23 protein-coding genes are annotated in these 25,315 nt (G+C 68.0%); 18 read left to right on the forward strand and 5 right to left on the reverse strand.

Features of this window, described 5'->3' with window-relative positions:
* Positions 1-295 precede the first annotated feature (295 nt).
* From BLQ14_RS12090 to BLQ14_RS12100, 3 genes are all read left to right on the forward strand, one after another.
* A complete protein-coding gene (locus BLQ14_RS12090; RefSeq protein ID WP_245657094.1) occupies positions 296-2,542 on the forward strand; it encodes a glycosyltransferase family 2 protein in 2,247 nt (748 codons plus the stop codon).
* Positions 2,543-2,626: 84 nt separating this feature from the next.
* Complete coding sequence (locus BLQ14_RS12095; RefSeq protein WP_092500813.1) at positions 2,627-3,628, forward strand: glycosyltransferase family 32 protein; 1,002 nt, start codon at positions 2,627-2,629, stop codon at positions 3,626-3,628.
* A gap of 4 nt (positions 3,629-3,632) precedes the next feature.
* Positions 3,633-4,592, forward strand: coding sequence for a hypothetical protein (locus BLQ14_RS12100; RefSeq protein WP_106176374.1), 960 nt, complete (start codon positions 3,633-3,635; stop codon positions 4,590-4,592).
* A gap of 37 nt (positions 4,593-4,629) precedes the next feature.
* On the opposite strand, the gene BLQ14_RS12105 is transcribed toward BLQ14_RS12100, so the two are convergent.
* Positions 4,630-5,850: an acyl-CoA dehydrogenase gene (locus BLQ14_RS12105; protein WP_092500815.1), complete on the reverse strand. Its 1,221-nt coding sequence runs from the start codon at positions 5,848-5,850 to the stop codon at positions 4,630-4,632.
* A 197-nt stretch (positions 5,851-6,047) separates the two neighbouring features.
* Between BLQ14_RS12105 and BLQ14_RS12110 the strand changes: the two genes are divergently transcribed.
* Complete coding sequence (locus BLQ14_RS12110; protein ID WP_092500816.1) at positions 6,048-7,403, forward strand: MATE family efflux transporter; 1,356 nt, start codon at positions 6,048-6,050, stop codon at positions 7,401-7,403.
* On the opposite strand, the gene BLQ14_RS12115 is transcribed toward BLQ14_RS12110, so the two are convergent.
* Positions 7,398-7,805, reverse strand: a complete 408-nt coding sequence (locus BLQ14_RS12115; protein ID WP_092500817.1) for a hypothetical protein — start codon at positions 7,803-7,805, stop codon at positions 7,398-7,400. The two genes, BLQ14_RS12110 and BLQ14_RS12115, sit on opposite strands and share 6 nt — an antisense overlap.
* Before the next feature lie 8 nt (positions 7,806-7,813).
* On the reverse strand, positions 7,814-9,016 hold the full coding sequence (locus BLQ14_RS12120) for a pyridoxal phosphate-dependent aminotransferase (protein WP_092500818.1): 1,203 nt from the start codon (positions 9,014-9,016) through the stop codon (positions 7,814-7,816).
* An 81-nt stretch (positions 9,017-9,097) separates the two neighbouring features.
* Here BLQ14_RS12120 and BLQ14_RS12125 point away from each other — a divergent pair, with 81 nt between their 5' ends.
* The 3 genes from BLQ14_RS12125 to BLQ14_RS12135 all read left to right on the forward strand — a co-directional run bounded on the left by BLQ14_RS12125 (position 9,098) and on the right by BLQ14_RS12135 (position 10,400).
* Positions 9,098-9,508 (forward strand): helix-turn-helix domain-containing protein, encoded by a 411-nt coding sequence (locus BLQ14_RS12125; protein ID WP_425412109.1) that lies wholly within the window; start codon positions 9,098-9,100, stop codon positions 9,506-9,508.
* A gap of 43 nt (positions 9,509-9,551) precedes the next feature.
* Positions 9,552-9,824, forward strand: coding sequence for a succinate dehydrogenase assembly factor 2 (locus BLQ14_RS12130; protein ID WP_092500898.1), 273 nt, complete (start codon positions 9,552-9,554; stop codon positions 9,822-9,824).
* 78 nt (positions 9,825-9,902) lie between these two features.
* A complete protein-coding gene (locus BLQ14_RS12135) occupies positions 9,903-10,400 on the forward strand; it encodes a MarR family winged helix-turn-helix transcriptional regulator (RefSeq protein WP_092500819.1) in 498 nt (165 codons plus the stop codon).
* Positions 10,401-10,431: 31 nt separating this feature from the next.
* Here the strand turns inward: BLQ14_RS12135 and BLQ14_RS12140 are convergent, their stop codons facing one another.
* Both BLQ14_RS12140 and BLQ14_RS12145 read right to left on the reverse strand, forming a co-directional pair.
* Complete coding sequence (locus BLQ14_RS12140) at positions 10,432-11,277, reverse strand: DUF1194 domain-containing protein (protein ID WP_092500820.1); 846 nt, start codon at positions 11,275-11,277, stop codon at positions 10,432-10,434.
* 14 nt (positions 11,278-11,291) lie between these two features.
* Positions 11,292-11,720: a VOC family protein gene (locus tag BLQ14_RS12145; RefSeq protein ID WP_092500821.1), complete on the reverse strand. Its 429-nt coding sequence runs from the start codon at positions 11,718-11,720 to the stop codon at positions 11,292-11,294.
* Positions 11,721-11,901: 181 nt separating this feature from the next.
* Here BLQ14_RS12145 and thyX point away from each other — a divergent pair, with 181 nt between their 5' ends.
* The 11 genes from thyX to mfd all read left to right on the forward strand — a co-directional run bounded on the left by thyX (position 11,902) and on the right by mfd (position 25,315).
* Positions 11,902-12,819, forward strand: coding sequence for an FAD-dependent thymidylate synthase (thyX, locus tag BLQ14_RS12150; protein WP_092500822.1), 918 nt, complete (start codon positions 11,902-11,904; stop codon positions 12,817-12,819).
* Positions 12,820-13,013: 194 nt separating this feature from the next.
* Positions 13,014-14,222, forward strand: coding sequence for an amino acid ABC transporter substrate-binding protein (locus tag BLQ14_RS12155; RefSeq protein ID WP_092500823.1), 1,209 nt, complete (start codon positions 13,014-13,016; stop codon positions 14,220-14,222).
* A gap of 135 nt (positions 14,223-14,357) precedes the next feature.
* On the forward strand, positions 14,358-15,272 hold the full coding sequence (locus BLQ14_RS12160; RefSeq protein ID WP_092500824.1) for a branched-chain amino acid ABC transporter permease: 915 nt from the start codon (positions 14,358-14,360) through the stop codon (positions 15,270-15,272).
* Positions 15,273-15,285: 13 nt separating this feature from the next.
* Positions 15,286-16,323: a branched-chain amino acid ABC transporter permease gene (locus BLQ14_RS12165; RefSeq protein ID WP_092500825.1), complete on the forward strand. Its 1,038-nt coding sequence runs from the start codon at positions 15,286-15,288 to the stop codon at positions 16,321-16,323.
* Complete coding sequence (locus tag BLQ14_RS12170) at positions 16,320-17,063, forward strand: ABC transporter ATP-binding protein (protein WP_092500826.1); 744 nt, start codon at positions 16,320-16,322, stop codon at positions 17,061-17,063. The genes BLQ14_RS12165 and BLQ14_RS12170 overlap by 4 nt, the downstream gene beginning before the upstream one ends.
* Positions 17,063-17,932, forward strand: coding sequence for an ABC transporter ATP-binding protein (locus BLQ14_RS12175; protein ID WP_092500827.1), 870 nt, complete (start codon positions 17,063-17,065; stop codon positions 17,930-17,932). The genes BLQ14_RS12170 and BLQ14_RS12175 overlap by 1 nt, the downstream gene beginning before the upstream one ends.
* 18 nt (positions 17,933-17,950) lie before the next feature.
* The gene (locus tag BLQ14_RS12180; RefSeq protein ID WP_092500828.1) at positions 17,951-18,730 is read left to right on the forward strand and encodes an HpcH/HpaI aldolase family protein; all 780 of its coding nucleotides are present in this window, start codon (positions 17,951-17,953) and stop codon (positions 18,728-18,730) included.
* A 95-nt stretch (positions 18,731-18,825) separates the two neighbouring features.
* Positions 18,826-19,701 carry a metalloregulator ArsR/SmtB family transcription factor gene (locus BLQ14_RS12185; protein WP_092500829.1) on the forward strand — a complete coding sequence of 292 codons (876 nt, stop codon included), beginning with the start codon at positions 18,826-18,828 and terminating at the stop codon, positions 19,699-19,701.
* A 21-nt stretch (positions 19,702-19,722) separates the two neighbouring features.
* The gene (gene arsB, locus BLQ14_RS12190; protein WP_092500830.1) at positions 19,723-20,769 is read left to right on the forward strand and encodes an ACR3 family arsenite efflux transporter; all 1,047 of its coding nucleotides are present in this window, start codon (positions 19,723-19,725) and stop codon (positions 20,767-20,769) included.
* A 68-nt stretch (positions 20,770-20,837) separates the two neighbouring features.
* Entirely contained in the window at positions 20,838-21,719 is an 882-nt protein-coding gene (gene yghU / locus BLQ14_RS12195) for a glutathione-dependent disulfide-bond oxidoreductase (protein ID WP_092500831.1), read from the forward strand.
* A 113-nt stretch (positions 21,720-21,832) separates the two neighbouring features.
* Complete coding sequence (gene mfd, locus BLQ14_RS12200; RefSeq protein ID WP_092500832.1) at positions 21,833-25,315, forward strand: transcription-repair coupling factor; 3,483 nt, start codon at positions 21,833-21,835, stop codon at positions 25,313-25,315.

A 25,315-nucleotide genomic window follows, 5' to 3' on the forward strand; every position in this document is an offset into this window, starting at 1 on the left:
CGCGCGGGCAGCGCAGCCCGCAGCGTTCCGGCCGGGCGCTGCGCCGCACTCCATTCTGCCAGCATGATGAGGGCGATCATCCCCTGATTGCCATGCCTCTGGCAAGCTGAAGCCCGTCCGAAGGAGGGTTGTTCACGCTGTTTTTCCTGACGGTAAACAATCATCACCCCCGGAGCACCAGGCTGCGGCAGGCCGGGAATGGGCGGTTCCGCATGCGCGCGCGATCGACTAGACTGAGCAGGACACGGGCAAACGAGGCGCCACGCCGTCATGCGGGCGTGGCGGGAGCGGTGCGTTGGAAATTCTGAAACGGCGGCTTACCCCGCGCGAGACCCCGGCCGGCCGGCTGGTTGACCTGCTGCGACCCGAAGCGGGCGCGCCGCGGCTTCTGGCCGTCTTCGCCACGGGGGCCGACCCGGCCCTTCTGACCGGCGGCGGAGCGTTCCGCCCCGAGGTGATCCGGCAGATCGGCGGCGGGCTGGTTGTGGAGGGCAGCGGGCAGGAGGTGGCGGGCGCGATCGCGCCGCCGGTTGCCGGCTGGGCCGGGGAGGTCGCCATCACCGAGGCCGAGCCGACGCTGTTCGCGGGGCTCAACGTGATGGTCGCGATGGTCAACGGCCAGCACCCGGAGACGGTGCGCGCATGGCTTGCCTATCACGCCCGCGAGCATGCGCTGCAAGGGGCGCTCCTTGTCGACCGTGCACCGCCCGAGGCGCCGTCGGGCCTGACGGAGGCGCTTGGTGCCGCCGACATTCCCGGGCTGGAGCGGGTGGTGATCGTCGAGCCCGGCTTTCCCATCGGTGTGGCAGGGGAGGGCGCGGAAGCGCACCGCTTCAACGCCCCCGACGCGCCGGGGCGCGACCGGATGGAGCCACCCGCCCCCGACCCGTGGCGGGCGCGCCTTGGCGAGGTTGTGCTCTACGAATACTTGCGATGGCGCTTTCTGAGCCAGGCGAGGGCGGTGGCCAATCTCGATGTCACCGATCTTCTGGCACCTGTCGAGGGCGAGGGCGTCTTCGATCGCGCCGTGGCGGCCGGGGATGGCGTTGTCGCGCTCATCGGCACCCGGATCTTTCCCTGGAGCCTGCGCAAGGGGCGGGAAGCGGGGTTTGGCGACCATATCTGCCGGCGCTTCGATGGCGGCGAGGGCAATCCGCGCTGGTGCGTCGCACCCGCGCGGCTTCCGGCGGGGGCGGTGCTGCGGCTCGTGCGCGTGGGCGGCGCACGGCCCGATGCTGGGCAGCCCGTGCGCTACTATCGCGCCATGGCGCTCAGGCATCCGGGCGAGGCGGTGGCCGCGATCGTGCCCAAGACGAGCCTTGTGGAAGACCCCGAGCTCCTGCGGCTTGCCACCGACCATTTCGGAGCCAAGCCCCTGCGCCCGCCCGTGGAAAAGCCGCGCCGCGCCGGCCGCAAGGGGCGCCGCACCACTGTCACCGGCATCGTCACCACGATGAAGAACGAGGGCCCCTTCATCCTCGAGTGGCTGGCCTACCACCGCTCGATCGGGGTGGAGAAGTTCCTCGTCTACACCAACGACTGCACCGACGGCACCGACACGCTGCTCGAGCTTCTGCAGGCGAAGGGGCTCGTGGAGCACCGCGAGAACCCCTTTCGAGAAACCGGGCTCAAGCCCCAGCACGCAGCGTTGCAGGCCGCCGAGTCCGAGGAGATGGTCAAGGCGCTCGACTGGGTGGTGTGCATGGATGTCGACGAGTTCATCAACATCCATGTGGGCGAGGGGCGGCTTGATGACCTCTACGCCGCCGTTCCCGAGGCCAATCTCATCTCCATGACCTGGCGGCTCTTCGGTAATTCCGACATCCACGAATTCCGCGACGGCTTCATCACCGAGGCCTTCACCCGCTGCGCCCCGCACTACTGCCGCAAGCCGCATCAGGCCTGGGGCTTCAAGACGCTCTACCGCAACATCGGGCTGTTCAAGAAGCTGGGCGTGCACCGCCCCAAGGGGCTCAAGCCGCAGCTGGTGGACGAAATCTTCTGGGTCAACGGCTCGGGCAGGCGTATGCCCCCCTCGACCTATCGCAACGCCTGGCGCTCGACGCCGGGCACCTACGGCTACGATCTCGTGACCCTCAACCACTACGCGGTGCGCTCGGCCGAAAGCTTCCTCGTCAAGCGCGACCGGGGCCGCGTGAACCATGTCGACCGCGACCAGGGAACCGCCTACTGGTTTCGCATGAACAACAACGCCGAGGAGGACCGCTCGATCCACCGCCATCTGCCGCGCGCCCGCGCCGAGTTCGACCGGCTGATGGCCGACCCCGAGATCGCCGTGCAGCACGCCGCCTGCGTGGCCGCCCATCGCGCGCGCATCGACGAGCTCAAGGCGCGCCCCGATTACGCCGCCCTCTATGCCGAGCTTACCAGCCCGCGCTTCGAGAAGCTTTCGCGCCTGCACGGCCATTTCGGCTCGGGCGTCTTTCTTGCCGGCCCCGATGCCGTGCCCGACGAGGTGGTGGCGCGTGACCCGGACGGCGATTGGTTCTTCACCGTCGACAAAGCCGAGCAGGTTCACTGATTTGCAAGTTTCTCGCCACATTCTCGGCCCATGGGCATGCGAGAAAGGGGAGGACTGGACATGAAACGAAGCGGGTGAGGCGCCGTGGCCAAACTGCCAAAGATTGCGACACTCTGGATCGGCGGGCGGCTGAGCTGGCTCGAGCAGCTGTGCCTCGTCTCCTTCGCCCATGCCGGCCATGAGGTGACGCTTTACAGCTACGCGCCGATCGAGAATGTGCCCGAGGGGGTGAGGAATCTCCCTGCCGACGAGATCTTCCCGGCCGAGCCGATGTATCGCCACCGCCGCACCGGCAGCCCCGCCATTCATGCCGACCTGTTCCGGCTGCACATGCTCAGGAAGACGGACAATGTCTGGGTCGACGCCGACATGTTCTGCTGGCGGCCCTTCGACTATGACGACCCGCACATCTTCGGCTGGGAAAAGCCGGGACTTGTCTGCAACGCGGTGCTGGGTCTGCCGCGGGACTCCGAGGCGCTTGCGGCGATGCTCGACTTCTTCACCGACGAATACGCGATCGCGCCCTGGCTCAAACCCTGGCAACAGGAGGAATTGCGCGCCGAGGCCGCCGCCGGGCGGCCGGTCCACATCACCGAGCAGAACTGGGGTTTCACCGGCCCCGCGGCGGTGACATGGTTTCTCGAGCAGTCGGGCGAGATCGCCCATGCCCAGCCGCAGAGCGCGTTTTACGCGATCCCGTTCAAGGAGCGGAACCACCTCATTCTCAGCCGTCACCGCCCCGAGGAGCGTTTCGACGCGCATACGCGCGGCATCCATTTCTGGGCGCGGCGCATGAAGCCGCGGCTCGAGGAAAAGGAGGGCGGCGTGCCGCGGCGGGGCTCGCTGATGCACCGGCTGATCCGTGAACACGGCATCCGTCCCGAAGAGGCGCCCATTCCCCCGCGCGTCAAGCCGCGTCACGGCCGCGCCGACGATCCGGGTTTCCGCGAAATGATCGGGCGCGCGGCGCTGGAAGGCGAGATGAGCATCGACGCGATCTCCCGCCGCTATCTCGTGGACAAGGCCTTCATCAAGGCGTGCCGCGCGGAGGTTGCGGCCGGGGAAGACACCGCTGCGGAGGGTTGAGACGATGAGCGGCGAGCCCCTTTCCCATGCCCCCGAGGCACCTATATCCGAAGGCGAACCGGGCAGGGACACCGCGCGCGTCATGCGAATCGCCTATCACGTCGGCCTCCACTGCACCGACGAGGATCAGCTGATCCGCTCGCTGGAGCAGAACACGCGCTGGATGCGCCGCCGGCGCGGCGTGGTGCTGGCGCGCGGTAATGGCTACCGCCGCGCCATTCGCGACGCCATCATCGAACTCAAGGGCGCCGAAGCGCCGCCCGAAGTGGAAGCGATGCTGCTGGACGAGGCGCTGGGCGAGCATGAGGGCGACCGGCTGCTGCTGTCCTTCGACAATTTCCTGTGCGGGCCGGCCAAGATCCTTGGCGAGGGCCGCCTCTACCCGGAGGGACACGAGCGAGTCGCCTGGCTGCGCCGGCTGTTCCCGAGTGCGGAATGCGAATTCTATTTTGCCATCCGGGATCTCGCGAGCTTCCTGCCCGCCGCCTGGAAGCTGCAGAAACCCCCCGTGAGCTTTGCCGAGTTTCTTGGCGGCGCCGATCCGCTGGCCCTGCGCTGGTCGGAGATGATCGCGCGCATCCGCGAGGCCAACCCCGACGTGCCGCTGACCGTCTGGTGCAACGAGGACACGCCGCTGATCTGGCCGACCGTGCTGCGCGAATATGCCGATGTCTCGCCGCTTGACCACATGAAGGGCGAGTTCGACGTGATCGAGAAGATCATGCGCCCCGAAGGCTTTGCCAAGATGTGCGACTATCTCGAGAAGCACCCGCCGGTGAGCGAGGTGCAGCGCCGCCGCATCATGGCCGCCTTCCTCGACAAGTTCGCCATCGACGAGGAGCTCGAGGAGGAAATCGACATCCCCGGCTGGACGCCCGAACTCGTCGAAACCCTCTCCGAGCTCTACGAGGAGGACGTCTACGCCATCGAGCGCATCCCCGGCGTCACCCTTATCGGCCCCTGAGCCTGAGTTGGCTCCCTGAGCCGCGCCCGCGCGAGCCTCAGAAGAAGGCCTGCAACCCGGTCTGCGCCCGTCCCAGGATCAGCGCATGCACGTCATGCGTGCCCTCATAGGTGTTCACCGTCTCGAGGTTGCACATGTGGCGCATCACCTGGAACGCCTCCGAGATGCCGTTGCCCCCGTGCATGTCGCGCGCCATGCGCGCGATCTCCAGCGCCTTGCCACAGTTGTTGCGCTTGATGAGCGAGATCATCTCGGGCGCGGCCCGCCCCTCGTCCATCAGCCGCCCCACCCGCAGCGCCGCCTGCAGCCCCAGCGCGATCTCGGTCTGCATGTCGGCAAGCTTGCGCTGGTAGAGCTGCGTCTGCGCGAGCGGCTTGCCGAACTGCCTGCGGTCAAGCCCGTACTGCCGCGCCGCCTGCCAGCAGAACTCCGCCGCCCCCATCACCCCCCAGGCAATGCCGTAGCGCGCCCGGTTGAGGCAGCCGAAAGGCCCCTTGAGTCCCTCCACACCCGGCAGCAGCGCCTCCTCGCCGACCTCGACGCCCTCCATGACGATCTCGCCCGTGACCGAGGAGCGCAACGAAAGCTTGCCCTCGATCTTCGGCGCCGAAAGCCCCCTGAGCCCCTTCTCCAGCACGAAGCCGCGGATCTTGCCGCCATGCGCCTCGGACTTCGCCCAGACCACGAAGACATCGGCAATGGGCGCGTTCGAGATCCACATCTTGGTGCCGGTGAGCCGATAGCCGCCGTCAATCTTCTCCGCCCTGGTCTTCATCGAGCCCGGATCCGAGCCCGCGTCAGGCTCGGTGAGCCCGAAACAGCCGATCCACTCGCCGCGCGCAAGCTTGGGCAGGTAGCGCGCCCGCTGCTCGTCCGAGCCATAGGCCCAGATCGGATACATCACCAGGCTCGACTGCACGCTCATCATCGACCGGTAGCCCGAATCGACCCGCTCGATCTCCCGCGCCACCAGCCCATAGGTCACATAGCCCGCCCCGAGCCCGCCGAACTCTTCCGGGATCGTTGTGCCGAGAATCCCCGCCTCGCCCATCTCGGCGAAGATCTCCGGCTCCACCCGCTCCTCGCGCCACGCGGCGATGATCCGCGGGGCCAGCCTGTCTTGCGCGAAGGCACGCGCGGCGTCGCGCAGCATGCGCTCATCCTCGCTCAGCTGATCCTCGAGGCGAAAGGGATCCTCCCAGTCGAAGCGCGCAAGCTCGGGCGCATCCTTCGGCGACAGCCGGGCGGTGACATTCATGGCGGGACTCCTCGACAGAAGCGTTGCACACATTCCCCCTTAGCCGGGTGCGCGCAATCGTGGCAAGTGCAACAATCCAATTCATCATCCTGGCCCAAATACCCCCCGCCGGAGGCACGCCGCGCAAGCGGCGTCCGGGGCGCGCGCCTCCGCGCGCCCCGCTTGCCCTTGCCTCTTCGCTCGCCTAAGCGGCGGCAATGCGCGCACGCTTCCGCCCCTTCGCCCGGCACTTCGGGCCCATCCTCGCCCTTGGTCTGCCGCTCATCGGCAGCCATGTGGCGCAGTTTGCCATCAACCTCACCGATACGGTGATGCTTGGTTGGTATGACGTGCAGGCGCTGGCCGCGCAGGTTCTCGCCGGCTCGGCCTTCTTCGTCATCTTCATCGTGGGCGCGGGCTTTGCCTGGGCGGTGATGCCGCTGGTGGCCACGGCCGAGGCCTCTGGCGACGCGCAGGCGGTGCGGCGCACCACGCGCATGGGGCTTTGGCTCTCCGCCCTCTACGGAATCCTCGCCCTGCCGCTCTTCGCCTTCTCCGCGCCGATCTTCCGGGCGCTCGGGCAGGAGCCGGAGATCGCCGAGGCCGCCGCGCTCTATCTGTGGATCGCCGGGCCGGGCATCCTGCCCGCGCTGGGGGTGATGGTGCTCAAGAGCTATCTCTCGGCACTCGAGCGCGCGCGCATCGTGCTTCTGGCCACGCTTGCCGCGGTGGCGGCCAATGCGCTCGGCAACTGGATTCTCATCTTCGGCCGGCTCGGTCTGCCCGAACTCGGGCTTGCCGGCGCGGCGTGGTCCTCGGTCATCACCCAGCTGGTCGCCATGGGCTTCCTCGTCGTCTATGCCGCGCGGGTGATGCCCGAGCATGCGCTCTTCCGCCGGCTCTGGCGCATCGACACCGAAGCCTTCGCCACCGTCTTCCGCCTTGGCTGGCCGATCGGGCTGACCAACCTCGCCGAAACCGGACTCTTCTCGGCCTCGGCGCTGATGATGGGCTGGCTCGGTGCCCTTCCGCTGGCCGCCCATGGCATTGCGCTCAACATCACCGCCACCGTCTTCATGGTGCACGTGGGGCTGTCGAACGTGGCCACGATCCGCGCCGGTCAGGCGATGGGGCGGGGCGATCATGCCGGGCTCAGGGAAGGCGCGCTGGCGGTGATCGCCGTCTCCGCCCTCGTCGCGGCGGCGACGGTGGTGATGTTTCTGACCGTCCCCGAGCAGCTCGTCGGGCTGTTCGTGGCGCCGGGCGACCCGGATCGGCCGGCGATCCTCGCCATCGGGGCCACGCTCCTCGCCGCCGCGGCGCTCTTCCAGTTCGCCGATGCCGCGCAGGTGGTGGCGCTGGGGCTCTTGCGCGGCGTGCAGGACACGCGGGTGCCGATGCTCTGGGCCACCTTCAGCTACTGGGGGGTGGGGGTGCCGGCAAGCTACCTGCTCGCCTTTCACACGGCCCTCGGGGGTGTGGGTATCTGGCTTGGGCTGGCGCTCGGGCTCGGCCTGGCCGGCGCGGGGATGATGGCGCGCTTCTGGCTGGGGCTGGCCCGCCGCGGCTCATGAGCCCTTCTTCATGAGCCGGTCGCCCTTCTTGCGCACCAGCACGCTCCTGAGGTCGTGCATGGCGAGGAGAAGCGCATCGGTCACCGCCTCGAGCTCCTCGTCGCTGGCCTGCGCGTTGGCCCAGTGCGTGACGTGGTTGAGGTGATCGATCGTGCGGAAGATGTCGTCGATGGCGCGGCGGGCCAGCACCGCGCGCCGCTCCTCCATCCACGTCCTGATCGCGGCCATCTCCTCCTCGCTCAGCTCATGCTCGCCGTGCGGGCGGATCTGGCCGTTGCGGATGTTGACCGCGGCGATCGGGATGAGTTCGATGCGCCGCTGGCGGTTGGCGGTGGAGACGCGAAACACCGCCGCGCCGTTCTCGCGGGTGCGGAAGTAGAACTCGGGCAGATCGGCGGTCATGGGGAGGGCTACCTCAGGCCGGCGCAGAAATCGGCGATGCGCGCACAGGCCTCGGCCAGAAGCGCGCTCGAGGTGGCATAGCTGATGCGGAAGAAGGGCGAGAGCCCGAAGGCCGCACCATGCACCACGGCAACGCCCGTCTCCTCCAGAAGCGCGCGGGCGAAGGTCTCGTCGTCGGTGATCTCGGTGCCGCCGCGGCTGCGCTTCCCGATGAGCCCGGCGATGGAGGGAAAGACATAGAAGGCGCCCTCGGGGCGGGGGCAGTCGATGCCCTCGATCCTGCCGAGCTCGGCCAGCACGAGATCGCGGCGGTTGCGGAACGCCTTGTTGCGCGTGGCGATGAAGTCCTGCGGGCCATTGAGCGCCTCCACCGCCGCCCATTGCGCGATCGAGCAGGGGTTGGTGGTGGACTGCGACTGCAGCTTGCGCATGGCGTCGACAAGCGGCTTCGGCGCGCCGCAATAGCCGATCCGCCAGCCGGTCATCGCATAGGCCTTGGAGACGCCGTTCAGCGTCAGCGTGCGCTCCTTCAGCGCCGGCGCCACCTCTGCGGGCGTGGCGAACTCGAAGCCGTCGTAGCGGATGTGCTCGTAGATGTCGTCCGACAGCACCCAGACATGGGTGTGACGCTCGAGCACCTCGGCGAGGGCGGCGATCTGCGCGCGGCTGTATCCGGCGCCGGTCGGATTCGAGGGGGAGTTGAAGATCAGCCATTTCGTGGCCGGGGTGATCGCCGCCTCGAGCGCCTCCGGGCGCAGGCGGAAGCCGTCCTCAAGCCGGGTCTCGACGATCACCGGCGTGGCGCCAGCGAGCCGCACGATGTCGGGGTAGCTCACCCAGTAGGGAGCGGGGATGATCACCTCGTCGCCGGCCTCGAGCGTGGCCATCAGCGCGTTGTAGATCACCTGCTTGCCGCCGGTGGCAACGCTGATCTCCTCGGGCGCATAGTCGAGCCCGTTGTCGCGGCGGAACTTCGCCGCGACCGCCGCCTTGAGCTCGGGGATGCCGTCAACGGGCGTGTAGCGGGTGTGGCCCGCGTCGATCGCCGCCTTGGCCGCCTCTCGGATGTGCGCGGGCGTGTCGAAGTCCGGCTCGCCCGCCGCGAGCCCGATCACGTCGCGCCCCTGCGCCTTGAGATCGCGGGCAAGCTGGGTGATTGCCACCGTGGGCGAGGGGCGGATGCGCTCCAGTGTCGCGGAAAGAAAGGCCATTGTCGCCCCCGGTTGGAACATCGGCAGCCCTTCTTCTAGGATGGCCCCCGAATGCGATCAAGGCGAAGGAGCAGGGGCGACATGATGGGTGACAACGAGAGCGGCCACGGCGACTGGTATTCGAACGACATCGCCACCTTCGGCGACCGTCTGGCGGCGGCACGGGAGGCGGCGGGCCTGACCCAGGCGGAGCTTGCGCGCCGCCTCGGCGTGAAGCTCAAGACCCTCCAGCGCTGGGAGAACGACCTTGCCGAGCCGCGCGCCAACAAGCTCCAGATGCTGGCCGGGCTGCTCAATGTCTCGATCATCTGGCTGCTGACGGGCGAGGGGGAGGGCGTCACGCCGCCGGGCGACGACAGCGCGGCGATGCCGGAGGATCTGCCCGATCTTCTTGCCGAGATCCGCTCGCTCAGGGCCGAACTCTCGCGCACGGCAGAGCGGCTCGGGAGGGCGGAGAAACGGCTGCGGGCGGCATTGCAGGTGCGCAACTGAGATGGGCGAGGCTGGCATTGGGGAGACGAGGAAGGTGCAGGCCATGACGGAGGGCGCAGAGACGCGCGAGATCCGCCTCAAGCGGTTGAGGTTGCGTTCCTGGCGGCGCGGCACCAAGGAGATGGATCTGATCCTCGGCCATTTCGCGGATCGGGCGCTCGAGGCGATGAGCACGGACGAGCTTGATCTCTACGAGGCGCTGCTTGACGAGGCCGATCAGGATCTCGCCGGCTGGGCGATGGGCCGCGAAGCGCCGCCGGCGCGCTTTGCCGGGCTGATGGCGCAAATCATGGCTCATTCCGGCCCGCGCCGCTGAGCAGAGCGGCGTTTAACGCTATCTTTGACATTTCCGCCCAGAGTTCCCGTCAAGGACGGGTTTCAGGCGGAGTGATCGATGAGCGCCCTGAGGCAGATCGGCGAGAAGACCGACAGCGGCTTTCTGAGCCATTACCTGGAATCGCTGGCGCTGGTGGAGCGTCTGCACCGGCTGCTTCTCGACGTGATCAAGGACGAGTTCGAACGGCTCGGCATTCTCGAGATCAACGCGGTGCAGGCGCTGCTTCTGTTCAACATCGGCGAGAACGAGGTGACGGCGGGCGAGCTGAGAACGCGCGGCTACTACCAGGGCTCGAATGTTTCCTACAACCTCAAGAAGCTGGTGGAGCTCGGCTTCATGCACCACAAGCGCTGCGAGATCGACCGCCGCTCGGTGCGCGTGCGCCTGACGGAGAAGGGCCATGCTATGCGCGAGGTGGTGGCCGCGCTTTTCCGCCGGCATGCCGGCCGGCTCACCGATACCGCGCTGCTCGAGGAGCCGGGGATCGAGCGGGTGAACAGTGCCCTTCGGCGCCTCGAACGCTTCTGGAGCGAACAGATCCGATACATCTATTGAGGCAGGCGCCGTCTGCCGGGGCGGGCGCGGGCTACCGAGGCGGCAGCGGGCGCGGCGGCCTGTCAGGCCTGTCTTCGGTCGGGGCGGGCGGCGGCTGGGGCTGCGGCACTCGTGACCGAGCGCCCGCCGCGGGGCGGCGGTGCGGATCAGCGAGGCCGGTGTCGTTGAGCGCGGCGGCGCGTAAGGCGGGCGGCATTCCGCCGCCGAGCGCCGGTGCGCGAAGTTCGCGCTCGAGCTTGCGGCGCATGGCCCGCTCGTAGTCGGCGTATCCGGCCGCCTCCTCGACGAAGGCGCCGGGGCCGTGGATCAGCTCGGCACGGTAGTAGGCGGCGATGTCCTCGGGACCGCCGGCGATGGCCAGGCCGTTGACCGTGACGCCCTCGAAGGGGAAGTGCCTGTAGGCCAGCGCCGGCGGAAAGCCCTCGTTGTTGCGCCCGTCGCCGGAGACATCGAGGGTGCGGAAGAGGCAGTCGGGCGCCTCGCGCAGAAATCCCGCGCCGAAACCCAGCGCATAGCCGAGCGCGGTGGGAAAGCGGCTGTGGGCGCGCCGGCTGGCCGCGATGGTGGCGGCGGCGGCGCGGAGCGCGGCCGGGCTGTCGATGGGCGTCCAGGGCAGGATCACCGTCTGCTGGTAGCGGCCCGACCACTCGTAGGCGCCGAGCGCCACGCTCTCTCCCGGCACCGAAAAGAAGGCCGCCTGCACCCGTGGAGCCAGGAGCGCGCGGGCAAGCCCGCCACGCTGCAGCGCATCCTCCTCGGCATCGACCGAGGAGGAGACATCGAGCGCCAGCGCCAGCGCCAGCCGGCAGGCGGCATGCGCAGGCGCGCCCGGCGCCAGCATCAAGGCCGCGGCCAGCGTCAGCGCCGCCCGCCTCACGCAACCGCTCCCGCTCACCAATGCCCGACGTTGGGCATCGACACCCAGGGCTCGGCCGGCTCGAGCGCCTCGCCCATCTGCAGAAGCTCGATGGAGATGTTGTCGGGCGAGCGCACGAAGGCCATCCGCCCGTCGCGCGGGGGACGGTTGATGGTCACGCCGTTGTCCATGAGGTGCTGGCACATCTCGTAGATGTTCTCCACCGCATAGGCCAGATGCCCGAAGTTGCGGCAGTCGGCGGGCAGGCCCGGGTCGCCGTCCCAGTTGTAGGTGAGCTCTATGGGGCATTCCTCCTGGCCCTCGGGCGCCATGAACACCAGGGTATAGCGGCCCTGCTCGTTGTCGATGCGGCGGATCTCCTTCAGCCCGAGAAGCTCGTAGAAGGCCTTGGACTTTTCCAGGTCGAGCACCCGGACCATGGTGTGCAGATAGCGGATCTTCATCCCGCACTCTCCTCTTGGCAATGCAACCGGGCGCCAAGACTATGGGAGGCGGACGCGATGTGCGAGTCCCCGTGCGGGCCCGGGCGCCGCGCCGGCCCGGCGCTGGCAGCTTGCGGGCGCGGGCCGGGGCGCTACTGTGGCGCGGCGATCCGAGTCGCGAGATACGGGAAGGAGGACGAAGATGGCCCTGACGCCTGAGCAGGAGGCGGAGATCGAGGCGCTGCGCGCCAGCCCGCGCCCCACCCTGCGCGCCGTCTCCGAGGGCATGGAGGCGCACATGTATCGCGCCCATCCGGTGCTCGATCATGGCTTTGTCCGGGTGATCGACTACATGGGCGACGACGCCGCCATCTGCCAGGCCGCGCGGGTGAGCTATGGCAAGGGGACCAAGAGCGTCTCGAACGACGAGGGGCTGATCCGCTACCTGATGCGCCACTGGCACTCGACCCCCTTCGAGATGTGCGAGGTGAAGTTTCACGTCAAGCTGCCGATCTTCGTCGCCCGGCAGTGGATCCGCCACCGCACCGCGAATGTGAACGAGTATTCGGCCCGCTACTCGATCCTCGACCGCGAGTTCTACATCCCCCGCCCCGAGCATCTGGCCGCGCAGTCCACCGCCAATGCCCAGGGCCGCGGCGAGGTGCTGGAAGGCGAGGAGGCCGAGCGCGTGCTCGAGATCCTCAAGTCGGATGCCGCCCGCGCCTATGAGCACTACGAGGAGATGCTGAGCCAGGAGGGCGGCAGGAAGGGGCTTGCGCGGGAGCTTGCCCGCATGAACCTGCCGGCAAACATCTACACCCAGTGGTACTGGAAGATCGACCTGCACAATCTCCTCCATTTCCTGCGGCTGCGGGCCGACTCCCATGCCCAGTACGAAATCCGCGCCTATGCGGAGGTGATCTGCGGCATCGTCAGGGACTGGGTGCCGCTCGCGTGGGCCGCCTTCGAGGATTACCGCCTTGGCGGTGCCACGCTGTCGGCGCGGGCACTCGACTGCCTGCGGCGCATGCTCGCAGGCGAGACCGTCACCGAAGAGTCCTCGGGCATGTCGAAGGGGGAGTGGCGGGAGTTTCGCGCGCTCTTCCCCGGGCAGGGCTGAGCCGCGGCGCGGGTCACCGGCGGCAGTCGGCGGCAGTCGGCGGCGGGCGGCGGCAGGCGGCGAGGGGCGGCGCCCGCCCGCTCGCCTTCATGCGTTTTTGTTGAAATGCGCGGTCATCCGTGCTTTCGTCCGGTCTGCAAGAACAACAAAACACGACAGACTGGGAGGAAACCGTGACACTCAGGATCGGATTGATGTCATTCACCGCGGCTGCGGCACTTGCGCTTGCCGGCGCGGCCGCGGCCGAGGAATGTGGCACCATCACGCTGGGAGCGGCAATTTCGCTGACCGGCAAATACGCCACCAACGGCTATCACACGCAGAACGGCTATGAGTTCGCGATCAGGAAGATCGCCGAGGCCGGGGGCGTGAAGGTCGGCGACAAGTGCTACAACTTCAAGGTCATCTACTACGATGACGAGTCCAAGGGCGACCGCGGCGCGACGCTCGCGGAGCGGCTCATCAACCAGGACGGCGTGCAATACATGCTTGGCCCCTACAGCTCGGGCCTGACCGCCGCCATCGCGCCGGTGACCGAGAAGTACAAGATCCCCATGGTCGAGGCCGAGGGCGCGAGCCGCTCGCTCTTCAACAAGGGCTACCGCTATCTCTTCGCGGTGCTCTCCACCTCGGAGCAGTATCTCGCCTCCGCGGTCGATCTCGCCGCGCTGATGGCCGAGAAGTCGGGCAAGAGCCCATCTGACGTCAAGGTTGCCGTCGCCGTCGAGAACGACCCGTTCTCGCTCGACGTGCGGGCAGGCGTGATCGAGGATGCCGAGGGTTACGGCATGCAGATCGTGGTCGACGAGAAGCTGCCGCGCGATCTGTCGGACATGACGGCGATCCTGACCAAGGTGAAGCTCGTCAGGCCCGATCTTCTGGTCGTCTCGGGCCACTCCAAGGGCGCGGCGACAGCGGTGCGCCAGATCGCCGAGCAGGGCGTGTCGGTGCCGATGATCGCCATGACCCACTGCGAGGCGGCCGATATCGTTGGCAACTTCGGCGAGGCCGCGGAGGGCATCCTGTGCTCCACGCAGTGGGCCGAGACCCTGAAATACGAGGACCCGATCTTCGGTTCGGCGGCGAACTACAACGAGGAATTCAAGGCCGCCTTCCCCGAATATGCCGACCGCGCCGTGCCCTATCAGGCGGCGCAGGCCTCGGCCGCGGTGCTCGTCTACAAGGACGCCTTCGAACGGGCCGGCACCGTGGACGATCGCGAGGCGGTCCGCGATGCCATCGCCGCGACCGACATGATGACCTTCTACGGGCCGATCAAGTTTGACGAGACCGGCAAGAACATCGCCAAGCCGATGGTGCTGCGCCAGATCCAGAACGGCCAGTACAACGTGGTCGCACCGCCCGAATTTGCCAGCCATGAGCTGATCTGGCCGCGGCCGTGAGGCACCGCGGCTGAGAGTGCGCGCCGGGCGTTCGAAAGGCGCCCGGCGTTCCTTTCCGCACGGCCGGACGGGGCGCATGCCGCCGCCCGGGACCCGCGGTGCACAGGCGGCTGGAGCAGGGGAGGGCCGTTCCGCATGGACAACATCTGGTTCAACATCGGGCTGCTGCTGGAATACCCGATCGTCAATCTCAAGATCATCATCGACGGGGTGATGATCGGCGCGCTCTTTGCGCTCGCGGCCTACGGGCTGGCGCTTGTGTGGGGGGTGATGAACGTCAAGAACCTCGCCCAGGGCGACTTCGTCATCGCCGGCGGCTACGTGAGCTGGACGCTGGCACAGATGGGCGTCTATCCGCTTCTGGGCGTGCCGCTCGCCTTCGTCATCATGTGGGGGCTTGGCTGGGTGATCTACAAGACGGTGATCACGCGCGTGATCGAGCGCGACCTCTTCACCTCGCTTCTGGCCACCTTCGGGCTGGCCATCATGATGGCGCAGATCATGAACCTGATCTTCGGCTCCGACACCCAGTCGGTGGACATGCACTGGCCCACCTGGCGGCTGGGCGAGCTCGGCATCATCGAGCTTCCCGCGGCCAAGGTGGTGGGCGTGGTCATGGCCGCGATCCTTGCCATCGGCGTGGTGCTGTTCATGAAGAAGAGCCGCATGGGCCAGGCGATCCGCGCCACCGCGCAGGACAGCCGCGCGGCGCGGGTGCTCGGCATCGACACCGAAAAGGTCTATGCGTTCACCTTCGCGCTCAATGCCGCGATCTGTGGGGCGGCCGGGGCCATCATCGTGATGATCTGGGTGATCCAGCCCTTCTACGGCATCACCTATTCGGTGCGCGCCTTCGTCATCGTCACCGCCGCGGGGCTAGGCAACCTGCCGGGCGTGATCGCCGCGGGCCTCGGCATCGGCGCGGCCGAGCAGTATGGCGCGCACATCTTCGGCATCGGCTATCAGCAGGCGATCGCGGTGGTGCTGCTGCTCGTGGTGCTCTTCTACCGGCTGATGCGGCAGCGGCGGCTGCGGCAGGTTCTGCAATAGGGAGGAGGGGCCAATGTCGATGCGGAAACTTGCGCTCTATGGCGCCCTTCTTCTCCTCACGGTGGCGGCGCCGTTCCTGTTTCCGGCCTATCAGACCCAGCTTGCCACGCTGTGGCTGATGATCATCGTGGCGCTCACCTGGGACATGACCGGCGGGCAGATGGGCTACAACTCGCTCGGCAACATCTTCTTCTACGGCACGGGGATGTATGTGGGAGCCGTCATCACCATAACGCTCTACTTCCCGCTCGCCGAGTACACCGATGCGAGCCGGTCGGAGACCTTCACCTTCACCCCGGAGATGTATTTCACCGGGATGGTGCTGGGCACGCTCGGGGCGGGGCTCTTCTGTGCGCTCTCGGCCTATGCGATCGGGCCGCTCTTCTTCGGGCTGCGCGGGCCCTACTTCGCCATCGGCACGCTGGGGCTCGCCATCGCCGCGGGCGAGATCGTCTCCAACATCGACATCCTGGGCGGCGGGCAGGGCATCTCGATGCCGGTCTATGGGGGCGACTTCGAGGTGTTCAAGAAGATCATCTATTACGTCTTCGCCGCCATGGGCGTGGTGCTGATCGTGTTTCTGAGCTGGTTCTACCAGACCCGCTTCGGCAAGGCGATCAACGCCATCCGCGACGACGAGGAAAAGGCCGAGGCGATGGGCATCCACACCCTGCGCTACAAGCTCGTCACCTGGGCGATCAGCGCCTTCTTCGTGGGCATGGCGGGCTCCATCTCCGCCTTTCAGCTCATCCATTTCGAACCCCTGGAGACCGCCTATCAGACCATCAACCTCGGCATCTTCATGGTCGTCTGCGTGCTTCTGGGCGGCAAGGGCACGCTCTGGGGGCCGGTGATTGGGGCGATCCTGTTCCATGTCTTCAAGGAGGTGACCTGGAACTATCTGCTCGGCTGGCAATGGGTGGCGCTCGGTGCGCTCATCGTCGTGATCGTGGTGTTCTTCCAGGACGGGCTCATGGGCTGGCTCAGGCACCGCAAGCCGGAGTGGTTCGGCATCCGCGTGGAGAGCCGTGAAGCGAGGGCGTCGGCATGAGTGCGATCATCGAGGTTTCCCATGTCTCCAAGAGCTTCGGCGGCGTGAAGGCCAACGAGGACATCTCGCTGACGGTGGAGAAGGGCTCGATCACCGGGCTCATCGGCCCCAATGGCTCGGGCAAGACGACGCTGTTCAACTCCATCGTCGGCTATCACCCGATCGACTCGGGCTCGATCAGGTTCGAGGGCCGCGAGATCAGCAAGCTTCTGGTGCCCGAGATCGCCCGGCTCGGGCTTCTGCGCACCTTCCAGCAGACGCGCATCTACGGCAAGATGAACTGCGTGGAGAACATGCTGATCTCCATCCCGCACCGGAAGATGACGCTTCTCGAGGCGTTCCGGCGCAACACGCCCGAGGAAAGGGAGCGCGCCGAGCATCTCTTGCATTTCGTCGGGCTCTACGAGAAGCGCTGGCTGCAGGCGGGCTCGCTCAGCTTCGGCCAGCAGAAGCTTCTGGAGTTCGCCATGGCGCTGATGAACGAGCCCACCGTGCTTCTGCTCGACGAGCCGACGGCGGGCATCAACCCGACGCTCATCAACGGGCTCATCGACCGGCTCAAGCATGCCAACCGCGAGTTCGGCATCACCCTCTTCATCATCGAGCACAACATGCGCGTCATCATGAACATGGCCGACAGGATCTACTGTCTGGCCCATGGCAGGCTTCTGGCCGAGGGCACGCCCGAGGAGATCCAGAACGACCAGCGCGTGATCGACGCCTATCTGGGAGCGCACTGATGGCGGAAGAACGCAAACGCTCCACCGGCTATCACCTCGGCTCGGTCGAGACGGTGATCTCGGTTGACGAGGTGGTCGAACAGGCCCGCGCCATCGCGCAGGCCGTGGACCAGGCCGATCTTCTGGCGCTGGCCCACAACGACCCCTTCGTGCTGGTCGAGGATCTGCGCGCGGGCTACGGGCAGATGGAGATCCTGCACGGCATCAACCTTGCCGTGGCCCGCGGCCAGTCGCTGTGTCTGATCGGCCCGAATGGGGCGGGCAAGTCCACCGTGCTGCATGCCATCTTCGGCTTCAACAACATCTATTCGGGGCGCATCCTCGTGGGCGCGGGCGAGAAAAAGCGCGACATCACCCGCCTCTCGCCCCAGTCGAAGCTGAGGGAGGCCGGCATCGCCTACATCCTGCAGGACAAGTCCGTCTTCCCCGGCATGACGGTGGAGGAGAACCTGTGGATGGGGGGCTATCTGAAGGACAGCCCGCGCGAGGCCAAGGAGGCTGCCGAGCGCATCTTCGAGAAGTATCCCCGCCTTGCGGCGCGGCGCAAGCACCCTGCGCGGGTGCTCTCGGGCGGCGAGCGGCGGCTTCTGGAGATCTCGCGCGCCTTGGTGATGGACCCCGAGATCCTGCTCGTCGACGAGCCCTCCATCGGGCTCGAGCCGCGCTTCATCGACATGGTCTTCGACATCCTTGACGAGCTGCAGCACAAGGACGGCAAGACCATCATCATGGTGGAGCAGAACGCCAAGAAGGGGCTCGAATTCGCCGACATCGGCTATGTGATGGTCTCGGGCGAGCTGGCGATCGCCGGAAAGGGCAGCGAGCTTCTGGAGAACCCCGATGTCGGCCGGCTGTTCCTCGGCGGCTGAGGCGGGAGGGCGCGCGTCATGCCCGCACCGCTGAACCCGCTCAAGGAGCGGCTTGCCGCCGGGGAGACGACCTTCGGCTGCTGGCTGGCGCTCTCGAGCCTTGCCGCGGCGGAGATTGCCGCGGGCGCCGGTTTCGACTGGTGCGTGATCGACGCCGAACACGGGCCGAACGGGCTTGCCGAGGTGCTCGCGCATCTGCGGGCGATGCATGGGCGGCCGGCCGAGCCGGTGGTGCGCGTGCCGGCGGGGGAGGAGTGGCTCCTCAAGCAGGTGCTCGATGCGGGCGCGCGCTCGCTCGTCGTGCCCATGGTCCATGATGCCGCCGAGGCCGCCGCGATCGCCCGCGCCGTGCGCTACCCGCCCGAGGGGACGCGCGGCATCGGCGCGCCCATCGTCCGTGCCTCGGGCTATGACGCGATCCCCGATTATCTCGCCACCGCCAATGGGTGCATCCTCCTCGTCGTCCAGATCGAAAGCCGCGAGGCGGTCGCCAATGTCGATGCCATCGCCGCCACCCCCGGCGTGGATGCGCTCTTCGTCGGCCCGGCGGATCTGGCCGCCGACATGGGCCATCCCGGCAACCCGGCCGCGGCCGAGGTGCAGGGCGCGATCGACCACGTGATCGCCCGCGCCGCCGCCCACGGCAAGGCCTCGGGCATGCTGGCCTTCGATCTCGAGGCGGCGGCACGCCATGCGCGCATGGGGGTGGGGATGGTCGCCGTCACCTCCGATGTCACCGCGCTCGCCCAGTCCCTGCGCGCCACCGCGCGCGCCGCGCGCGAGCGCTTCGCGAAATAGCCCGGCGGCCGTCCCGGTTCTGTCATCGCGCGCGGAAAGCGCGCCGCGCGGGCGAATGCGCTTGCCTTTCCTGATATTTCGAATATTCGGGAAATATGGAAAAAGAGATCGCGACTCGGCTTGCCACCCTTGGCCACCCGCAGCGGCTGGCGATCTTCCGCCTTCTGGTGCGCCGCCATCCGGGGCGCGTGCCGGCCGGCGAGATCGCCCGCGCCCTCGGCCTGCCGGCAAGTACGCTGTCCTCGCATCTTGCCGCGCTTCTCGCCACCGGGCTCGCGGCGCGCGAGCGGCAGGGAACCTCGCTGCTCTACGGGGTGGCGATGGAGGCGGTGCGCGAGACGCTCGATTTTCTCTTTCTCGATTGCTGCCGCGGCCGGCCCGAGGCCTGCGCGCCGCTCCTTCTTCCGCAACTCATCGGGGAGGCAAGAGCCATGACCGACCGCAAGTTCAACGTCCTTTTCCTCTGCACCGGCAATTCGGCGCGCTCGATCATGGCCGAGGCGATATTGCGCGCCGAGGCGGGCGACCGTTTCAACGCCTTCTCGGCAGGAACCCGCCCCGCGGGCGCGGTGCACCCCCTGGCGCTCGATCTGTTGCAGAGCCTCGGCCATGACACCGGGTCACTCCGCTCGAAGGATCTCGACGAGTTCACCGGCGAGCGCGCGCCGCAGCTCGATTTCGTCTTCACCGTCTGCGACCGGGCGGCGAACGAGGAGTGCCCCATCTTCCCCGGCGTGCCGGTCACGGCGCATTGGGGCGTGCCCGACCCCGCAGCGGTTGAGGGTGACGAAATCACCCGCCGCGCAGCCTTTCGCGACGCCTATGCGCGGCTGCAGAACCGCATCCGCCTCTTCGCCGCGCTGCCGCTCGAATCGCTCGACCGGCTTGCACGCCAGCGCGAGGCCGACGCCATCGCGCGCGCCTGTGACAAAGAAGAGCGGCATGGCGAGCCGACAACGTCACGCGCCTGAGACAGGACAGGGAACGGAACCATGGGCATCTTCGAGCGGTATCTGACCGTCTGGGTCTTTCTCGCCATCGTCGCAGGCGTGGTGCTGGGCAACCTCGCGCCGGGGATTTTCGAGGCCATCGCCGCGGCGGAGGTGGCGCAGGTCAATCTCGTGGTGGCGGTGCTGATCTGGGCGATGGTCTATCCGATGATGGTCGGCATCGACCCGGCGAGCCTGCATCAGGTGGCGCGCGCGCCGAAGGGGCTTTTCATCACCCTCACCGTCAACTGGCTCATCAAGCCCTTCACCATGGCCGCGCTCGGGGTGCTGTTCTTCGAGCATGTCTTCGCGCCCTGGATCGCGCCGCGGGACGCCCAGCAATACATCGCCGGGCTGATCCTGCTCGGTGCGGCGCCCTGCACGGCGATGGTGTTCGTGTGGTCGCACCTGACGCGGGGTGATGCGAACTACACGCTGGTGCAGGTGACGGTGAACGATCTTGTCATGGTGGTGGCCTTCGCCCCCATCGTCGCCTTCCTGATGGGGGTGACCGACATCGAGGTGCCGTGGGAGACGCTGATCCTTTCGGTCATCCTGTTCATCGTGCTGCCGCTCGCCGCGGGGCTCTACACGCGCTACCGGCTCGGCAATGTCGCCGCCATCGATCATTTCCAGGCGCAGGTAAAGCCATTCTCGGTGCTCGGCCTCATCGTCACCGTGCTCATTCTCTTCGGCCTGCAGGGGCCGCGCATTGCCGCCGAGCCCTTCGTGATCGCGCTCGTCGCGGTGCCGATCCTGATCCAGTCCTACGGCATCTTCGCGCTGGGCTACGCCGCGGCCTGGGCGCTGCGCGTGCCGCACCGCATCGCGGCACCCTGCGCGCTCATCGGCACGTCGAACTTCTTCGAGCTTGCGGTGGCGGTGGCGATCAGCCTCTTCGGCCTCAACTCCGGCGCGGCGCTCGCCACGGTCGTCGGCGTGCTTGTCGAGGTGCCGGTGATGCTCTCGCTCGTGGGGCTTGCCAACCGCACCCGCGAGCGGTTCGAGGCCCGCGCGGGCGGGTCGCGATCGGCGCCGGCGCGGGGCTGAGGCGCCCGCCTCTGGCACCCCGCCGCGGCCCGTGGCATGAGATGCGCGAGGCATTTCAGAGGAACGTGATGAGCGCGACCGACAACAACGAATACACCCCGCCCAGGGTCTGGACATGGGAAGAGCCCTCCGGCGGCCAGTTCGCCTCCATCAACCGGCCCGTGGCGGGGCCGACGCATGAGGCCGAACTCCCCGTGGGCCAGCATCCCATCCAGCTCTATTCCCTCGCCACGCCGAACGGCATCAAGGTCTCGATCATGCTCGAGGAGTTGCTGGCGCTCGGGCATGAAGATGCCGAATACGATGCCTGGCCGATCGACATCGGCAAGGGCGAGCAATTCTCCACGGGTTTTGTCGCCATCAACCCCAATTCCAAGATCCCCGCCATGGTGGACCGCTCGGAGACACCGCCGCTGCGCGTCTTCGAGTCGGGCTCGATTCTGCTGTATCTCGCCGAGAAGTTCGGCGCGTTCATTCCTTCAAGCCGGGCGGGGCGCACGGAGACGCTCAACTGGCTGTTCTGGCAGATGGGTGCCGCGCCCTATCTCGGCGGCGGCTTCGGGCATTTCTACCGCTACGCGCCGAAGAAGTGGAAATATCCCATCGACCGCTATGCGATGGAAACCAAGCGCCAGCTCGACGTGCTGAACCGCGAACTGGCGCACCGCCCCTACATCGCGGGTGACGACTACACCGTCGCCGACATCGCCATCTGGAGCTGGTATGGCCAGCTTGCGCTCGGGCGCCTCTATGACGCGGCCGAGTTTCTTGCCGTGCACGAATACGAGCATCTCCAGCGCTGGGCGAAGGAAATCGACGCGCGCCCGGCGGTGAAGCGCGGCCGTCTGGTCTGCCGCACCTGGGGCGAGCCGCACGAGATGGTGCCCGAGCGCCACTCGGCGGCCGACATCGACCAGGTGATGGCGAAGGCGCCCGCGAAGGGCGGCTGAGCGCGGGCGGCGCAAGGCGCGGGGATGCCTTGCCCGCCGGGCAAGGCTGTTTCCCGTTTCTCCGCCCGTTTCTGCGGTTGACATTGCCCCGCGCGCCCATAACTGAGCGGCGCATGTCCGACACATCCCAGCGCATCACCGTAGGCGGCGCCCCCGAGGGTTTCGACGCGCGGCTCATCGCCCGCGAGGCGGAGCGCGCGGGCGGCGCCGTGCTGTTCATCGCCCGCGACGACAAGCGCCTTGCCGCCACCGCTGCCGCGCTTGCCTTCTTCGCGCCCGAGCTGCCGGTGCTGCGCTTTCCCGGCTGGGACTGCCTGCCCTACGACCGCGTCTCGCCCAACCCCGAGATCTCGGCCGCGCGCATGGCCACGCTCGCCGCGCTCGCCCGCGGGATCGAGGGCCGCTTCGTGGTGCTGACCACGCTCAACGCCGCCACCCAGCGCCTGCCCGCGCGTGCCACCGTGGCCGGGGCGAGCTTTTCCGCCGAGGTCGGGCGGCGCATCGACGAGGCGGCCTTGCGCGCGTTTCTCGTGCGCATGGGCTTCTCGCAGGCCCCCACCGTGACCGAGCCCGGCGACTACGCCATCCGCGGCGGCATCATCGACATCTTCCCGCCGGGGCAGGAATTTCCCGTCCGGCTCGATCTCTTCGGCGATGTGCTCGATGCCGCCCGCCGCTTCGACCCGGCAACCCAGCGCTCCACCGAGAAGCTCGACCGGGTGGAGCTTGCGCCGGCCTCGGAGGTGATCCTCGACGAGGCCGCGATCACCCGCTTCCGTCAGAACTACCGCGTGCATTTCGGCGCGGGCGGGGCGGAGGATCCGCTCTACGAGGCGGTGAGCGCGGGGCGCAAGACCGCCGGCATGGAGCACTGGCTGCCCTTCTTCCACGACCGGCTGGAGACGCTCTTCGACTATCTGCCCGGCGCCACCATCGCGCTTGACGCGCAGCTGGATGCCGCACGCGCGGCGCGCTGGGAGACGGTGGAGGATCTCTACGGCGCGCGGATGCATGCGCTCGAGCAGGGTAAGGGCAGGGTAGGGGGCGCCAGCGTCTACAAGCCCTGTCCGCCGGGCGAGCTCTACCTCGACGAGGCGGCCTGGGAGGCGGCGACGGCGGGCCGGCGCATTCTGGCCTTCCACCCCCTCCCGCAGGCCTCCGGGCCCGGGGTGATCGACGCGGGCGGGCGCATCGGGCGCAATTTCGCGCCCGAGCGCCAACAGGAGAATGTGAGCCTCTTCGGCGCGCTCGCCGATCACATCCGCACCCGTCAGGCCGAGGGGCCCGTCGTGCTCGCCACCTATTCGGAAGGGGCGGCCGAGCGGCTCGGGGGGCTTCTCGAGGATCAGGGCCTCGCGCCCCCGCGCCTCATCACCCACGCGCGCGAGATCGCCCCCGGCGCACCCGGCGGGCTCTACACCACGGTCTGGCCGCTCGAGGCGGGTTTTACCGGCGATGGCCTCACCGTCATCGCCGAACAGGACATTCTGGGCGACCGGCTGATCCGCCCGCCGCGCAAGCGCCGCCGGGCCGAGAACTACCTGACCGAGGCGCAGAGCCTCTCGCCGGGCGATCTCGTCGTGCATGTCGATCACGGGGTGGGGCGTTACCTCGGGCTCGAGGTGGTCACGGCGATGGGCGCGGCGCATGAATGCCTCGCGCTCGAATATGCCGGCGGCGACCGGCTCTACCTGCCCGTGGAGAACATCGAGCTCCTGTCGCGCTACGGGCACGAGGAGGGGCTTCTCGACCGCTTGGGCGGCGGCGCCTGGCAGGCGCGCAAGGCGCGGATGAAGGAGCGCATCCGCGAGATCGCAGACAGGCTCATCCGCGTTGCCGCCGAGCGCATGCTGCGCCGCGCCCCGGTGATGGAGCCGCCGCATCCGATGTGGGAGGCCTTCTGCGCCCGCTTTCCCTATGAAGAGACCGAGGATCAGGAGCGCGCCATCAGGGACGTGCTCGAGGATCTCGCCGCCGGCCGGCCGATGGACCGGCTGATCTGCGGCGACGTGGGCTTCGGCAAGACGGAGGTGGCCATGCGCGCGGCCTTCGTCGCCGCCATGTCCGGCCATCAGGTGGCGGTGATCGCGCCCACGACGCTGCTCGCCCGGCAGCACCTGCAGAGCTTCCGCGAACGCTTCCGCGGCTTTCCTGTGGAGGTGCGGGGGCTCTCGCGCTTCACCACCCCCCGCGACGCCGCCGCCACGAAGGCCGGGCTTGCCGATGGAACGGTTGACATCGTCATCGGCACGCACGCGCTTCTGGCCAAGGGCATCCGCTTTGCCAATCTCGGGCTTCTGATCGTCGACGAGGAGCAGCGCTTTGGCGTGGCGCACAAGGAGCGGCTCAAGCAGATGCGCTCGGAAGTGCATGTGCTCACGCTGACTGCCACGCCCATTCCGCGAACGCTGCAGATGTCGCTTTCAGGCGTGCGCGACCTCTCGCTCATCGGCACGCCGCCCGTCGATCGGCTGTCGATCCGCACCTATGTCTCGGAGTTCGACCCGGTCACCATCCGCGAGGCGCTGTTGCGCGAGCACTACCGCGGCGGGCAGTCCTACTATGTGGTCCCGCGCATCTCCGACATCGCCGAGATCGAGGAATTCCTGCGCGAGCAGGTGCCCGAGGTCAGCTTCGTCACCGCCCACGGCCAGCTTCCCGCGCGCGAGCTCGACGAGCGCATGAGCGCCTTCTACGACGGCAAGTATGACGTGCTGCTTGCCACCACCATCGTCGAGTCGGGCCTCGACATCCCCACCGCCAACACCATGATCGTGCACCGAGCCGACATGTTCGGCCTCGCCCAGCTCTACCAGATCCGCGGCCGGGTGGGCCGCTCGAAGACCCGCGCCTATGCCTATCTGACGACAAAGCCCCGCGCGCCGCTGACGCCAGCGGCGGAGAAGCGGCTGAAGGTTCTGGGCGCGCTCGACGCGCTCGGCGCGGGCTTCACCCTCGCCTCCCAGGATCTCGACATGCGCGGCGCCGGCAACCTCGTGGGCGAGGAGCAGTCGGGCCAGATCCGCGAGGTGGGCTTCGAGCTCTACCAGTCGATGCTCGAGGAGGCGATCGCGAAGATCCGCGCCGGCGAGCTCGAGGGCCTCACCGACGACGACGGTCAGTGGGCGCCGCAGATCAACCTTGGCGTGCCGGTGCTGATCCCCGAGGATTACGTGCCCGACCTCGACGTGCGGCTGGGGCTCTACCGCCGCCTCTCGACGTTGCACTCGAAGGTCGAGCTCGAGGGCTTCGCCGCCGAGCTCATCGACCGTTTCGGCAAGCTGCCGCGCGAGGTGAACACGCTTCTGGCGGTGGTGCGCATCAAGGAGGCCTGCAAGCGCGCCCATATCGCCAAGCTCGATGCCGGCCCGCGCGGCGCCACCATCCAGTTCCACAACGACAAGTACCCCAACCCCGCGGGGCTGGTGGAATTCGTCCAGGCCCAGAAAGGGCTCGCCAAGGTGCGCGACAACAAGATCGTCATCCGCCGCGACTGGAAGAGCGAGAAGGACCGCCTGCGCGGCGCCTTCGCCATCGCCCGCGATCTGGCCGAGAAGGCGACGCCGGCGAAGAAGCCCGCCGCCGCGCGCGCCTGA

The sequence above is a fragment of the Meinhardsimonia xiamenensis genome, from assembly GCF_900102905.1.
GTDB lineage: Bacteria > Pseudomonadota > Alphaproteobacteria > Rhodobacterales > Rhodobacteraceae > Meinhardsimonia > Meinhardsimonia xiamenensis.

Coding starts and splice junctions, on each gene's coding strand:
- BLQ14_RS12110 (WP_092500816.1), top strand. CDS start 6,048: ATGCGCGCACGCTTCCGCCCCTTCGCCCGGCACTTCGGGCCCATCCTC.
- BLQ14_RS12125 (WP_425412109.1), top strand. CDS start 9,098: ATGATGGGTGACAACGAGAGCGGCCACGGCGACTGGTATTCGAACGAC.
- BLQ14_RS12130 (WP_092500898.1), top strand. CDS start 9,552: ATGACGGAGGGCGCAGAGACGCGCGAGATCCGCCTCAAGCGGTTGAGG.
- yghU (WP_092500831.1), top strand. CDS start 20,838: ATGAGCGCGACCGACAACAACGAATACACCCCGCCCAGGGTCTGGACA.
- thyX (WP_092500822.1), top strand. CDS start 11,902: ATGGCCCTGACGCCTGAGCAGGAGGCGGAGATCGAGGCGCTGCGCGCC.
- BLQ14_RS12175 (WP_092500827.1), top strand. CDS start 17,063: ATGGCGGAAGAACGCAAACGCTCCACCGGCTATCACCTCGGCTCGGTC.
- BLQ14_RS12165 (WP_092500825.1), top strand. CDS start 15,286: ATGTCGATGCGGAAACTTGCGCTCTATGGCGCCCTTCTTCTCCTCACG.
- BLQ14_RS12185 (WP_092500829.1), top strand. CDS start 18,826: ATGGAAAAAGAGATCGCGACTCGGCTTGCCACCCTTGGCCACCCGCAG.
- BLQ14_RS12160 (WP_092500824.1), top strand. CDS start 14,358: ATGGACAACATCTGGTTCAACATCGGGCTGCTGCTGGAATACCCGATC.
- BLQ14_RS12115 (WP_092500817.1), bottom strand. CDS start 7,805: ATGACCGCCGATCTGCCCGAGTTCTACTTCCGCACCCGCGAGAACGGC.
- mfd (WP_092500832.1), top strand. CDS start 21,833: ATGTCCGACACATCCCAGCGCATCACCGTAGGCGGCGCCCCCGAGGGT.
- BLQ14_RS12135 (WP_092500819.1), top strand. CDS start 9,903: ATGAGCGCCCTGAGGCAGATCGGCGAGAAGACCGACAGCGGCTTTCTG.
- BLQ14_RS12170 (WP_092500826.1), top strand. CDS start 16,320: ATGAGTGCGATCATCGAGGTTTCCCATGTCTCCAAGAGCTTCGGCGGC.
- BLQ14_RS12100 (WP_106176374.1), top strand. CDS start 3,633: ATGAGCGGCGAGCCCCTTTCCCATGCCCCCGAGGCACCTATATCCGAA.
- BLQ14_RS12120 (WP_092500818.1), bottom strand. CDS start 9,016: ATGGCCTTTCTTTCCGCGACACTGGAGCGCATCCGCCCCTCGCCCACG.
- BLQ14_RS12105 (WP_092500815.1), bottom strand. CDS start 5,850: ATGAATGTCACCGCCCGGCTGTCGCCGAAGGATGCGCCCGAGCTTGCG.
- BLQ14_RS12180 (WP_092500828.1), top strand. CDS start 17,951: ATGCCCGCACCGCTGAACCCGCTCAAGGAGCGGCTTGCCGCCGGGGAG.
- arsB (WP_092500830.1), top strand. CDS start 19,723: ATGGGCATCTTCGAGCGGTATCTGACCGTCTGGGTCTTTCTCGCCATC.
- BLQ14_RS12145 (WP_092500821.1), bottom strand. CDS start 11,720: ATGAAGATCCGCTATCTGCACACCATGGTCCGGGTGCTCGACCTGGAA.
- BLQ14_RS12155 (WP_092500823.1), top strand. CDS start 13,014: ATGTCATTCACCGCGGCTGCGGCACTTGCGCTTGCCGGCGCGGCCGCG.